At 68.0% G+C, this 12,855-nt stretch carries 12 protein-coding genes; 4 read left to right on the forward strand and 8 right to left on the reverse strand.

Translation table 11 applies throughout. The features are described 5' to 3' along the window. Positions 1 to 2 precede the first annotated feature (2 nt). The 5 genes from ftsL to JIM95_RS02560 form a co-directional block, all read right to left on the reverse strand. On the reverse strand, positions 3 to 848 hold the full coding sequence (ftsL, locus tag JIM95_RS02540) for a cell division protein FtsL (protein WP_200256829.1): 846 nt from the start codon (positions 846 to 848) through the stop codon (positions 3 to 5). Next, the gene (gene rsmH / locus JIM95_RS02545; RefSeq protein WP_200256828.1) at positions 845 to 1,855 is read right to left on the reverse strand and encodes a 16S rRNA (cytosine(1402)-N(4))-methyltransferase RsmH; all 1,011 of its coding nucleotides are present in this window, start codon (positions 1,853 to 1,855) and stop codon (positions 845 to 847) included. Before rsmH ends, ftsL begins: the two co-directional genes overlap by 4 nt. Before the next feature lie 192 nt (positions 1,856 to 2,047). Then, positions 2,048 to 2,479 carry a division/cell wall cluster transcriptional repressor MraZ gene (mraZ, locus tag JIM95_RS02550; protein ID WP_200257282.1) on the reverse strand — a complete coding sequence of 144 codons (432 nt, stop codon included), beginning with the start codon at positions 2,477 to 2,479 and terminating at the stop codon, positions 2,048 to 2,050. A 518-nt stretch (positions 2,480 to 2,997) separates the two neighbouring features. Further along, entirely contained in the window at positions 2,998 to 3,399 is a 402-nt protein-coding gene (locus JIM95_RS02555) for a DUF3040 domain-containing protein (RefSeq protein ID WP_200256827.1), read from the reverse strand. A gap of 145 nt (positions 3,400 to 3,544) precedes the next feature. Continuing rightward, positions 3,545 to 3,967 (reverse strand): SAV_6107 family HEPN domain-containing protein, encoded by a 423-nt coding sequence (locus JIM95_RS02560; RefSeq protein ID WP_200256826.1) that lies wholly within the window; start codon positions 3,965 to 3,967, stop codon positions 3,545 to 3,547. A gap of 255 nt (positions 3,968 to 4,222) precedes the next feature. Here JIM95_RS02560 and JIM95_RS02565 point away from each other — a divergent pair, with 255 nt between their 5' ends. Beyond that, positions 4,223 to 4,828: a GNAT family N-acetyltransferase gene (locus JIM95_RS02565; RefSeq protein WP_410170727.1), complete on the forward strand. Its 606-nt coding sequence runs from the start codon at positions 4,223 to 4,225 to the stop codon at positions 4,826 to 4,828. Here the strand turns inward: JIM95_RS02565 and JIM95_RS02570 are convergent. Continuing rightward, positions 4,806 to 5,789: a methylenetetrahydrofolate reductase gene (locus tag JIM95_RS02570; protein ID WP_200256823.1), complete on the reverse strand. Its 984-nt coding sequence runs from the start codon at positions 5,787 to 5,789 to the stop codon at positions 4,806 to 4,808. The two genes, JIM95_RS02565 and JIM95_RS02570, sit on opposite strands and share 23 nt — an antisense overlap. Positions 5,790 to 5,906: 117 nt before the next feature. Between JIM95_RS02570 and JIM95_RS02575 the strand changes: the two genes are divergently transcribed. Then, entirely contained in the window at positions 5,907 to 6,995 is a 1,089-nt protein-coding gene (locus JIM95_RS02575) for a polyprenyl synthetase family protein (protein ID WP_200256821.1), read from the forward strand. A 10-nt stretch (positions 6,996 to 7,005) separates the two neighbouring features. Continuing rightward, positions 7,006 to 8,538: an alpha-(1->6)-mannopyranosyltransferase A gene (locus JIM95_RS02580; protein WP_248112991.1), complete on the forward strand. Its 1,533-nt coding sequence runs from the start codon at positions 7,006 to 7,008 to the stop codon at positions 8,536 to 8,538. On the opposite strand, the gene JIM95_RS02585 is transcribed toward JIM95_RS02580, so the two are convergent. After that, positions 8,507 to 8,872 carry an Rv2175c family DNA-binding protein gene (locus JIM95_RS02585; protein WP_248112668.1) on the reverse strand — a complete coding sequence of 122 codons (366 nt, stop codon included), beginning with the start codon at positions 8,870 to 8,872 and terminating at the stop codon, positions 8,507 to 8,509. The two genes, JIM95_RS02580 and JIM95_RS02585, sit on opposite strands and share 32 nt — an antisense overlap. Positions 8,873 to 9,020: 148 nt before the next feature. On the opposite strand from JIM95_RS02585, the gene pknB reads away from it, so the two are divergent. Beyond that, positions 9,021 to 11,330, forward strand: coding sequence for a Stk1 family PASTA domain-containing Ser/Thr kinase (gene pknB / locus JIM95_RS02590; protein ID WP_200256814.1), 2,310 nt, complete (start codon positions 9,021 to 9,023; stop codon positions 11,328 to 11,330). A gap of 112 nt (positions 11,331 to 11,442) precedes the next feature. Here the strand turns inward: pknB and JIM95_RS02595 are convergent, their stop codons facing one another. After that, positions 11,443 to 12,834 (reverse strand): class II 3-deoxy-7-phosphoheptulonate synthase, encoded by a 1,392-nt coding sequence (locus JIM95_RS02595; RefSeq protein WP_200256812.1) that lies wholly within the window; start codon positions 12,832 to 12,834, stop codon positions 11,443 to 11,445. Between the last annotated feature and the right edge of the window lie 21 nt (positions 12,835 to 12,855).

The following is a 12,855-nucleotide window of genomic DNA, read 5'->3' on the forward strand; positions in this document are numbered from 1 at the left end:
GGTCACTGCCCGCTCCCGCCCGTCCGGTCCGAACGGACATTGGGTGCGTAGGGTGCTACGGCGGGGACCTGACTGTTCGCCCCCACCACCGGCTCAACCTGGTCGGGTACCTGACCGGGAACCGGGATCCCACCCTGCGGGAGGGGCTGGACCTGTTCCGCCACGGCGTCAGTCTCGGCCGGATCGCTGCTCGCCGGACGCGGGAGCACCCGCGAGCCGTTGACGTCGATGATCGGGCGGACCGCAGCGGGATCCGCGGCGCGGACCTCATCGACCGCGCCATCGGGTCCGACGGAGAGCACACCCGGCTGGTCTGGGACGACCATGCCGAGTTCCGCTGCGCGGCGGGCGATCTCGGCGGACGACCTCGCGGACTGGCTGTCCCGGTTCAGCGTCTCCAGCTGGTTGCCCAGCATACTGTCGGTCCTGGACAGCTCGTGGAGGCGGAAAGTCTGCTGTGTGGTGACCCCGGAGAGGTACATGGTGAGCATGACGCCGGTGAGGAGGGTGGCGACGAGGGCCGCCGCGAACCGGACCCGGACGGGATCGGCCTTGGGTGCGACGATCCGGCGCCCGCGGACCGACACGACCTGCCTGGATCCGGGGGTCCACTGGAACCGACGCCGCTGCGGCGCCGGTCCCGCGGGGGCCTGTCTCGTCGGACGCGTACGCGGAGCAGGGCGGAGGTCGACGATAGGAGCCCCGGACGTCGCCGGCCGTGCCGCTCCGCGCCGGGGGCCCTCAGTCTGCCCCGGTGCGCGAACGGCTGCGGGACGGCGTGTGCGGGCGTCCGGTGCTGCGGCGTAGCTCGGTTCGGGGGTCGCCCGGAGGCGTGCTGTGGTGCTCATCGGGTTTCTCCGTTCGACTGGGCTATCCGTTCCACGGCGCGGACCCGCACCGGTGCAGCCCTGGGATTGTCTTCGATCTCGTGTTGCGGGGCCTTCTCGGCCCCCCGGGTCACCAACCGGAACTCCGGGGCCGTTCCGGGTAGGTCAACCGGCAACCCCTTCGGCGTCCTCGACGTGGTGATCTCCGCGAGCGCCTTCTTGACGATGCGGTCCTCGAGCGACTGGTAGGCCATGAAGACCGCCCGTCCGCCGACACGCAGTTCACCGGTGATGGCGGGCACCATCGCGGCGACCGAGTCGAGCTCACCGTTGACTTCCACGCGCAGGGCCTGGAAGGTTCTCTTGGCCGGATGTCCCCCCGTGCGCCGGGCCGCGGCCGGAATGGTGGAGTAGAGCAGTTCCACCAGCCGCCCGGAGGTCGTGAAGGGTTCCTTCTCGCGCTCACGGAGAACCGCGGAGGCGATCTTCCCGGCGAAGCGCTCGTCGCCGTAGGTCTTCAGCACGTGCGCGAGCTCACCGTGCCCGTAGGTGTTGAGGATGTCCGCGGCGGTGATACCCGAGGTGGGGTCCATCCGCATGTCGAGTGGTGCATCCTGCGAGTAGGCGAAACCCCGCTCCGCCTGGTCCAGCTGCATGGAGGAGACACCGAGGTCGAACAGGGCGCCCGAGACGCCGTGTTCCCTGACGATGGAGCAGGGCTCACTGTCATCGGCCCCGACGGCGGAGATGAACCGGTCGAACCGCGTGTGGAGGCCGCGGAAACGGTCCCCGAAGGGTTTCAGGCGCTCGGTCGCCTGCTCCAGAGCCAGCGGATCCCGGTCGAGTCCGATGACCCGCACCCGGGGGAAGACCGTCAGAAGATACTCGCTGTGGCCCCCGGCACCGAGCGTTCCGTCGATGATCACCGCGTCGTCTCCGGCGTCGGTGACCGCCGGACGGAGTAGTTCCGCGACCCGTTCCCGCAGGACGGGGACGTGGCCGTGGGTGCCGTTTCCGGTCATCGTCATCGCCCCTCCTGGTCGATCGTGTAGGGCTCCGGGCCCGGGAATTGCTGTCATTGTCTTCGAGGGGGTGAATACAGGGCCCTGTCCGGGGCGCCTATCTGATGTCGGGGAAGTACACCAGAGCGACACTCCGGACAGAGTCCGTGCACGCACTCCGCTCGATTCAGTTGTGGTGTCCACGTCCCGTCCCCGCGGTCAGAGGAGACCGCTGAGATCCGGGTCGGCGGCAGATGAGAACATCTCCTCGGTCTGCTTCTGGTACTCGTCCCAGGACTCGGCGTCCCAGATCTCGAGGGACTCGACCGCGCCGATGACCACACACTCCCTGGTGAGCCCCGCGTATTCGCGGTGCGCCGGAGAAAGCGTGATCCGGCCGTGACCGTCGGGCCGCTGCTCGACCGCGCTGGCTGCGAGGTTGCGGATGAAGGCGCGGGCCCTCGGGTTGGTGCGCGAGATCTCGGCGGCACGACGGGTGCGCGCCTCGAACTCCTCCTTGGGAAAGACCGCCAGAGAGTGGTCCTGCCCCATGGAGACGACGAGACCTCCGGCCAGTTCCTCACGGAACTTCGCCGGAAGGGTCAACCTCCCCTTGTCATCGAGCTTCGGCGTATAGGTGCCGAGGAACATGATCGGCACCGCCTTTCGCCCGCGTGTCACTGAAGGGAGATCAATCCGTCTCGGGTGGTCCAACCGGGACACGTGTCCCCGGATCTCCCACCACCGAGCACCACACTACCCCACTTTCTCCCACCTACAACACCTCACAACCTGAATTCACCCATCCGAAAAACGCTGAAACCGCTTTGAACAGGCCTTTTATCCAGCTTTCCGAGGTGGGGGATATTGACGACCCCACCCCATCAACTACCCCAGAAATTACAGAAGTGCACTCCCACCCCTCGAATCACAACAGCTACACATTTCACAGACTCGGGTCTGACCAGCATTTTTACCACCACCTCCACCACTGACTCCGACGGTGGGAGAGAGTGGGGGAAGATGGTGGGAGAAAGTGGGGGACGCCGGGAGACACGGTGGGCGGGCCTCCACAGCACACCCGGACAGACGGGAAGGGCCCCACCGGCGCTAGCCGGTGGGGCCCTTCCTCGAATACCGGGCCGGGATGCCGCCCCCGGGTGTCTCCCCTAATCCTCGAAGCGTCTGCGGAACCGTTCCTCCATGGCGGATCCGAGACCGGAACGGCCGGATCCCCCCGGACGCATCCCGCGCGATGACCCCCCGGTTCGGTCGAGATTCAGCCCTTCCGAACCGTCACCGCCGTTGAGCATCCAGACCCCGGCGCCGAACATGACGAGGAAACCGAGCACGCTGAGCGCGACGAACCACAGGCTCTGCAGACTGAAGGCGACTCCCCCGATGAGGAGAAGCAGGCCCACCGCGCCGATCGCGATACCCCGCAGCGAGACGGTGGGACGGCGGGGCCCTCCGGATACACCAGCGCCGAGCCCCGCCCCGAACTTGGGGTCGGCCATAAGAGACTCTTCGATCTCTCGGAACATCCTCTGTTCCTGCTCAGAAAGCGACATGGTGATCCTCCCGGGATGTGGCGCCAGACTTCTGTGTCGTGCTGTCATCAACAATAACGTCCAGATTATCCGGAAAGTTCCCGCCGTGTCGCCGCCGCGGGCCGATCTTCCCGCACTCCACCCACGGGACCGGACCACACCGCCGTCAGGCCGCCGAAGGCAGGATCCCCTCCCGACGTTCCGCGGCATCGATGAACCGGTCCACATCGTCCAGGAAGGTCCTGACGCTGTCCGCGTCCGGACATCCCCCCGCCCGCATCGCGCGGTCCCGCAGACGCGAGTACCCGGACATTCTTTCCGCCCACCGCACACCGTCGGCGTCGAGCAGAGCGAGTTGATCCCAGGCACCGGTGGGCAGGCGACGTCTCCGGGAGACCGGGCTCCCGGCGACCAGGGCTCCGGCCGTCCGCAGGGCCGCCCGGTACCCCTCCTCCACCGCCGCATCGTGGGCTCCCGCGGACTGCAGGGCACGAGCCTCCGCGAGCAGGAGAACCGCACGACGGAGGTACTCGGCCCGACGTCCTCCGGCCCGGTTGAACCGCGTGGTCGCGGAAATGACGTTCGACATGATCCGATCACCTTCCTCGTGCTCCTCGCCCCGGTTACGGGACGTCGGCGGCAGCCGCCCTTCAACTACCTCCGCACGATAGGGGACCCTGCGGACACGACCCCGACTCGTTAGAACATATATTCTAACGAGATCTTCGGGTGGCCGTTCCCCGCCACCGTTGGGCCACGCACGGACCGGACGCACCCGTCGACGCGCCACCAGCCCACCCCGGGCCGTACACCGAACCGGCCGAGCTGTGGTTCGATGGATCACGTGAGTACCGTCATCCGAGCCATGACCCCCCTGGAGTTCGTGAACCACTGCCCCGAGCTGGTCGACCTCTACTGGGCCGCGATGGACCTCGACGCCAGGGGCCTCGGCGGCCATTCGCGCCAGAGCCGCGTGCGGCACTGGCGGAGCCTGGTGCACAATCCGGGCTTCCGCGCCATCTGCGCGGTCACCGACGGCAGGATCACCGGCATCGCCTACGGCATGGACGGCGAGCTCCGCAGAAACTGGACCAGAGCGATCGCCGACGGGCTCGCCAGGTCCGGAGGACGGGACCCACGGTGGCCGGAGATCCTCTCCGACTATTTCGAGATCAGCGAGCTCCACGTCCTCCCCGGAATGCAGGGCAGGGGAACCGGGAGGAAGCTCCTGACGACGCTGCTCGACGGCGTACCCCAGCGCTGGGCGCTACTGTCCACCCCCGAGGTGCCAGACGAAGCCAACCGTGCCTTCAGTCTCTACCGCGCGCTGGGCTTCACCGACGTGATCCGGTACTTCACGTTCTTCTCGGACCCACGGCTCTTCGCGGTCCTCGCCGCCGAGCTCCCCATCCGCGATCGAGCGACCGTCAACCGACCGAAAGGGAGCTAGTCGACACCGGGGTCCATTCGGGGGCCATCCCCAGATTGTGCAGGACCTCCTGCGTCGCCCGGGCGTTGTTGAGCGTCATGAAGTGCAGGTCCGGTGCCCCCTCCGCTATGAGACGTTCGGCCATGTTCGTGGTCCACTCGATGCCGACCTCGCGCACGGCTTCGGCGTTGGCCTTCTCGTCCCCGTCCGCGGCCTTCACCATCCGCCGCTCGAGCTCCTCCGGCAACCGGGCGCTGGACAGCTCGATCTGCCGCCGCAGTGACCGCAGCGAGGTGATCGGCATCAGCCCCGGGATCACGGGCTTGGCGCCCTGTTCCGGATCGGCGGCGACCAGCCGGTCCCGGAGGCGGAGGTAGTGGTCGCAGTCGAGGAACATCTGGGTGATCGAGTATTCGGCGCCGGCCCGCAGCTTGTTCAGGGTGTGGAGGGTGTCCGATTCCTCGGACACCGCCCGGTAGTGGCGCTCAGGGAAGGACGCGACACCGATCTGGAAGTGTCGGGTCTCGGGGAGAGCACGCGTCATCTCGATGAGGTCGATGGCGTAGGTGAGGCCTCCCGGGGTGGGCTTCCACTCCCCCGTCGGATCCCCGGGCGGATCCCCCCGCAGCGCGAGAAGGTTGGTCAGACCGACCCCGGCATACGTCCAGAGGATGTCCTCCAGTTCTTCGACCGTGTGGTTGACCAGGGTCAGGTGGACCAGGGTCGGGAGCGGGCGGCGCGCCAGCTGCCGGGCGATCCTGCTGGTCCGCGAGCGGGTGGACCCACCCGCACCGTAGGTGACCGAGACGAAGGCGGCCCCGAGCGCGTCGAAGGTCTCCACCGCATGCCACATGCGCTGCTCCGCGGCGTCATCGCGGGGCGGCATGAACTCAACCGAGAACGGTATACGTCCCGAGGTCGAGCGGGCGATCGCTTCGGTGACCGAGGTCTGGTTGACGGCAGGTGTATGTGAGGAAGACATCTCTGGGTATCTTGTTGGTGTGACAGGAACGGTTGCCCAACGAACCTACCTCGAAATAGACCGCTCTGTTCACAGCACGGTCTATCATCCCCCCTCAAGAACCCCCCGAGGATAAGCATGACCAGCGTAGACACCCACCACGAACTGAGCGCCGTCCCAGACCTCGTCCGGGACCATCTCGCCACATTCTTCGCAACCCGCCGAGACCGGCTCGCGGAGATCGACGATCACGTCGCCGCGGCGACCGATCTCCTCGAGGAGTTCGTCCTCGGTGGCGGGAAACGGATCCGGCCGCTCTTCGCCTGGGTGGGCTGGCTCGGCACGGAATCACGGACCGAGGACCCCGCCGCGGTCCTGGAGGCCGTGAGCTCCCTGGAATTCATCCAGGCGTGCGCGCTGATCCACGACGACATCATCGATTCCTCCGACACCCGGCGCGGGCGGCCGACGGTGCACCGGATCGTCGAGCAACGCCACCGGAACGCCGGCTGGGCGGGCGATTCCGGCCATTTCGGGATATCCACCGCCACGCTGCTCGGGGATCTCGCCCTCGCCTGGTCGGACGAGATGCTGCTCGGCGCGAACCTGCCGCCCGAGCGACTCCGCGCGGCCATGGAACCCTGGTGGGCGATGCGGACGGAGGTCATCGCGGGCCAGATGCTCGACATCTACGTCGAGTCGTCCCGGGACGAACGTATCGACGTCGCCGAGAAGATCAACCGCTACAAGTCCGCGGCGTACACCATCGAACGCCCGCTCCACCTCGGGGCAACCCTGGGTGGGGCGGCCCCCGAGCTCATCTCCGCGTACCGCGGCTTCGGCCACAAGATCGGTATCGCGTTCCAGCTGCGGGACGACCTGCTGGGGGTGTTCGGGAACCCCGAGGTCACCGGGAAACCCGCGGGAGACGATCTCCGGGAGGGGAAGAGGACGGTTCTCGTCGCGGAGGCTCTGCGGCACCTCGACGCCCGCGATCCGGAGGGCGCCGAACAGCTGCGCCGCGGTATCGGCACGGTGACGTCTCCCACGGAGATCGCCGCGCTCACCGAGCTCATCCGGTCCACGGGTGCCCCGGAGCAGGTCGAGAACCGGATAAGTGAGCTGACGGCGGCGGGACTCGCCGAGCTGGACAGGGTGGAGATCACACCCGTGGTCCGGGCGATGCTCCACGATCTCGCGGTCCGATCCACCGCACGTCGAATGTGACGCCGTGACCATTCATCCGCTCCGCACCCTGGACCGACTCTCCACGCGTCACCCGGACGCCCGACCGGCCGGAACTCTGGCTGCCGTGATCATCACCCTCTCCTCCTTCGGCGGCGGCGCGATCCGCTACCGGGGCGGTGTCCTCGACTCGATCGGGCTGTCCTTCCTCTCCTACGGTCACGGTGCCGCGATCTCGAATGTCGCGATGTGGCTCGGGCTCGCCCTGATGACACTCGCCTGGGTCCTCCTGGGTCGCGGGGTCCTGGCCGGGGGGGTCGGCGACCGGGACGTCATCCGCACGCTCGTCTGGTGGGTCTCGCCGCTCATTCTCGCCGCCCCGATCCTCTCCAGGGACGTCTACTCCTACCTGATGCAGGGGGCGATGGTCCGGGATGGATTCGATCCCTATTCGCAGGGCGCCGCGGTCAACCCCGGACCGATGCTGCTCGAGGTATCCCACGACTGGCGCAACACCACAACCCCGTACGGTCCGCTGCACCTCTGGCTGGGTGACGGGGTGACCACCCTCGCGGGCGACAGCGTCACCCTGGGCGTCTTCCTCTACAAACTCATCTCGCTCGTCGGCTTCTGGGGGATCGTCTGGTGCGTGCCCCGGATCGCGGCGCGGATCAACGGCGATGCCGCCGTCGCCCTGTGGTTGGGTGTCGCGAATCCGGTGACGGTGCTCCACCTCATCGGAGGCATGCACAACGAGTCCGTGATGGTCGCGCTGGTGTCACTGGGCATCCTCCTGGCCCTGGACGGACGGTTCACCGCCGCGATGGCACTCGTCGCCGTGTCCGTCGCATTCAAGGCGACCGCGGTCATCGCGCTACCGTTCCTGGTCTGGATGATGCACCGCCACCTCCGGAGACGGGGCCTGCCCCTGGGCTCGGCGGGCGCATTCATCGCCGCCGGCTTCTGGGCGGTCGCCACGACCCTCGTCGTGGTCAGCGGCTGCACCTGGTTGTCCGGTGCGGGATGGGGTTGGATAGCCCAGCTGTCCGGAAACTCGAAGGTGATCAACCCGCTGGCGCTTCCGTCGTTGTTCGCGGGAATCGTGACCCCGGTTCTCGGGCTGACCGGGACGGAGGTCAGCTACAACGCGGTACTCGCGATCATGCGCGAGATCGGCATGGTCGGCATGCTCATCGGTCTGGCGGTCGCGTGGTGGGTCTTCCGCGGCGATGACCGCAGAAACATCATGGGGATCGCCGCGGCCTACACCGTCGTCGTAACCCTCAATACGGTCACGCTCCCCTGGTACTACGTCAGCCTCGTGGTGCTCCTCGGGACGTTCGGGCCCACCCGGAGGATCGTCGGGATCACGGTGTGGTGCTCCGTCGTCGTGGCGATGTCATTCACCGGGAGCGGGAACCACCAGATGTACAACCTCGTCTGGATGGGCGTGCTGGCACTGGTCGCCTGGTACCTCACCCGGTGGCTGATGGCGGACGGTCACACCGCGCCGCACCGCGCCGCCGACGACGCCGGTGGCGAAGCCCGTCAGGTCAGAGCCCGGCGGCCTGCGCCCGGCGCATGACCTCCCGGGCTAGGTGCCCGTGGAGGCCGTCCACCGGGCGGCCGGGAAGGGACTCGTCCGGGGTGAACAACCAGTCGAGGATCTCCCGGTCGTCGTAGCCGCCGTCGGACAGGAGCGCGATCACCCCGGGAACGAAGCGGTTGACGCGGCCCCCCTCGTCGAGGAACACGGCGGGGATCATCCGGCGCCCGTCCACGGTGACGGCGATGAGTCTGTGCTCCCCCAGAAGATCATGGACGCGGGTGACCACGACCCCCATCCTCTCGGCGGCTTCCGGGACACTCAGCAGGGGTTCATCGGCGGGCGGGACTTCGTGGGATTCTGGGTAACTCACACCACACAATCTAGCGCGTCGGGGACACCGGTGACGGCGCGAGTACGGGCGGGGTCTGCTGCACCTTCGCGGACGAACGGCCTTCTCCCCGCCCGGAGACGGGATCCGCCAGCTGGAACCGGGGACCCGGATCGTCCATACTGGGGCCATGACACAGCTGGACATCGGCGAGGTCCTTGAGGACCGCTACCGGATCGACACCCCGATCGCCCGAGGTGGCATGTCCACCGTCTACCGGTGCGTGGATCTGCGGCTGGGACGGAGCGTGGCCGCGAAGGTGATGGACGAGCGCTACGCCGGGGACCCGGTGTTCCGGAACCGCTTCCGGAGGGAAGCACGTTCCATGGCACAGCTGTCCGATCCGTGTCTCGTCAACGTCTACGACACCAGCGCCGACGGCGGCCACGTGTTCCTCATCATGGAACTCATCACCGGGGGGACGCTCCGCGAACTCCTCGCCGAACGGGGTCCCATGCCGCCGCACGCGGCGACCGCGGTGATGCGCAGTGCGCTGACCGGACTGTCGGTGGCGCACAAGGCCGGCATGGTGCACCGGGACATCAAACCGGACAACATCCTCATCAACGTCGACGGCCAGGTGAAACTCGCCGATTTCGGCCTGGTCCGGGCCGCCGCGGCCTCCCCCGCCGCGGGAGACAGGATCATCGGAACGGCGAGCTATCTCTCCCCGGAACAGGTGGAGAACGCCGGCATGGGCCCCGCCAGTGACGTCTATTCCGCGGGCATCGTCCTGTTCGAGTTGTTGACCGGACGCACCCCGTTCACCGGGGAGGACGACACCGCCCGGGCCTACGCGCGGCTCACCGAGGATGTCCCGCCGCCGAGTGCCTGGATCGACGGCGTTCCGCCGTTGTTCGACGAGCTGGTGGCCACGGCCACCGCCCGTGAGCCCGGGGACCGGTTCGCGGACGCCGGGGAATTCCTCGAGGCACTGGAGGACGTCGCGGCCGAACTCGGGCTCGCCGCCTTCCGGGTTCCCGCCCCGCGGGACTCCGCGGCTCACCGCGCGACCGGTTTCGTCGACATGCCCACGGACATGCTCACCGGAGCCATCCCGGCTCCCGGCGCTGCGGAATCCACCGTGACCACCGGGCCATCCGGCTCCGGTACGGAGACGACCCGGTTCCCGGAACAGGAGTCCGGGACGGAGGAGACCCGTATGCTCCCTGTGACCCCGGGGACGCCCACCGGAGCCGATGAGACCACCGTCCTTCCGGAGCAGGACGGGCTGCGCGCCGCGGTCCCTCTTCCGCCCGCCGAGCCCCCTGCCACGAACCGGGCCGCCGCGGCGGAGGAACCGCACTACGGTGGCGGGGACCCGGATCACCTCGACGACGTCTCCTTCAGACCCGCTGTGACCAGTGGATCGAAGCTCGGTCTCATCACCTGGCTGGCGGTTGTCGCCGTCGTGACCGTGATGATCGCCGTGGGTGCGTGGTGGTACGGCTCCGGCCGGTACGGCGAGGTCCCGCAGGTCCTCGGGATGGATCCGGCGACGGCGACGGCCACGGTCACCGAAGCCGGATTCGAGCCCGTGTCCCGCAACGTCTACGACGACACCGTCCCTTTCGATCAGGTGGTCGGAACCGATCCCCCGGGTGATCAACGGGTCCCCCGGGGTGAACCGGTCTCGGTCCTGATCTCGCTGGGTGCGCCCACGGTACCGGCGCTCCCCACCGATCGCGACCCCGGGCGGTTCAGGGCCGCGCTCAGCGAGCGGACCCTCAGATGGAAGGACGGCGAATCCGTCTACTCCGATGATGTGCCGGCCGGGGGTGTGGTCAACACCGAACCCCCGTCGGGCGCGACCGTACCGGTCGACGGAGCGGTCACGGTCCACCTCAGCAGGGGGCCGGCCCCGGTGAAGATCCCCAAGGTCACCGGAATGTCCGGGGACGAGGCACGTACCGCCCTGGAGCGGGCCGGATTCACGGTGTCCGCAACGGATGAACGCTTCGATCCCGAGGTCGACGCGGGAGATGCCGTCACGACGGACCCACCCGCGGGGAAGACCCTGAAGCGCGGGTCCGACGTGACCCTCATCGTCTCCAACGCACTGACCGTGCCCGACATCGTCGGGATGGCCGAAGACGAGGCCCTCGGCGAGCTCTCCGACGCGGGGCTCTCCGTGGGCGAGACCGCCCGCTCCGATCTGGTGGGCGCCACCGCCAACGCGGTCATGGACGTATCCCCGAAACCGGGCGTGCGGGTGGACCCCGCGGACCCCAGGGTGAACCTCCTGGTCGCCAAAAAGGTCAACGTTCCGTTCGTCATCGGCAAGCGCGCGGACGAGGCCCGCAAGCTGCTGGAGGACGCGGGGTTGCCGTACACGGGGCTCGACGGAACCTCGGACGGGGCCCGCGTCGTGACCCAGTCCCCGGCCGGGAACCGGAACGTCTCCCCCGGGACGACGGTGAAGGTCAGAACGGTCGGGTAGTGCCGGAGAGGAGAATCCTCTCCCCGCCCCTCGATCGACCGCAGACGCAGACGGAGGGCCCGGGCGGTTTCCCGCCCGGGCCCTCCGTGTCTGTCGATTCAGCCGGGGAATGCTACTGGTTACGGAGCATCTCCGCGACGAGGAACGCCAGCTCCAGCGACTGCTGGGTGTTCAGGCGCGGGTCGCAGGCGGACTCGTAGCGGCCCGGGAGGTCGATGTCCGTGATGTCCTCGGCGCCGCCGAGGCACTCGGTGACGTTCTCACCGGTGAGCTCGATGTGGATGCCGCCGGGGTGGGTACCCAGTTCCCGGTGCACCTCGAAGAACCCTTGGACCTCGTCGATGACGTGGTCGAAGTGGCGGGTCTTGTAACCGTTCGATGAGGTCGTGGTGTTCCCGTGCATGGGGTCGCACTGCCAGATGATCCGGTGACCGGACTCCTCGACGGCGCGGATGATGTCCGGCAGCACGGTGCGGACCTTGTCGTGGCCCATGCGGGCGACAAGGGTGAGGCGACCTGGCTCGCGGTCGGGGTCGATGCGCTCGGCGTAGGCGACGGCCTCCTCCGGGGTGCAGCCGGGGCCGATCTTCAGGCCGATCGGGTTCGCGATCAGAGCGGCGAAATTGACGTGGAAGTCGTCGATTCCGCGGGTGCGCTCGCCGATCCACAGCTGGTGCGCGGAGAGATCGTAGAGCTCGGTCTGCCCGTTCTCGTCCTCCGCCAGTCGCAGCATCGCGCGCTCGTAGTCGACGAGCAGCGCCTCGTGGGAGCAGTAGATGTTCGCGGAATGCAGGTTCTGATCGTTGACACCGCAGGCGGCCATGAACTTGAGGCCCGCCTCGATCTCGCGACCGAGCTGCTCGTAGCGGGCGCCGGCCGGTGAGTTCGCGACGAACTCACGGTTCCACTCGTGCAGCTTGTGCAGGTCCGCGGTGCCGGAGGCGGCGAGCGCACGGACGAGGTTCAGCGCGGCGGACGCGTTGGCGTAGGCACGGATCATGCGGGCCGGGTCGTGGCGACGGGCCTCGGGGGTGGCCTCGACGGCGTTGACGATGTCGCCGCGGTAGTTCGGCAGCCCGTTCTCGTCGAGATCGGAGGACCGGGGTTTGGCGTACTGGCCGGCGATCCTGGCCATCTTGACCACCGGGGTGGAGGCGCCGTAGGTCAGGACGACGGCCATCTGCAGCAGGGTCTTGACGTTGGCGCGGATGTGCGGCTCGGTGTTCGATTCGAACGTCTCCGCGCAGTCACCTCCCTGCAGGAGAAACGCCTTGCCCAGCGCCACGTCGGCGAGCTGCTTCTTCAGCCTGCGGATCTCGGGCGCGACAACGACGGGGGGAACGGATTCCAGGATCTTGCGAACATTGTCGGCCTGGCGCTGATCCCAGGTCGGCTGCTGTTTCGCGTCCCTCGCGACAACGCTGTCGAAGCGCTGCCGGATGCCGTCAGGCAACGGGGGAAGATCGGGAAGTTCATCTACTGGGAGGTCTACTGTCCAACTCACGCTACATTCATACCATGTACG

It is taken from the genome of Corynebacterium antarcticum, from assembly GCF_016595285.2.
GTDB classification, from domain to species: Bacteria; Actinomycetota; Actinomycetes; order Mycobacteriales; family Mycobacteriaceae; genus Corynebacterium; species Corynebacterium antarcticum.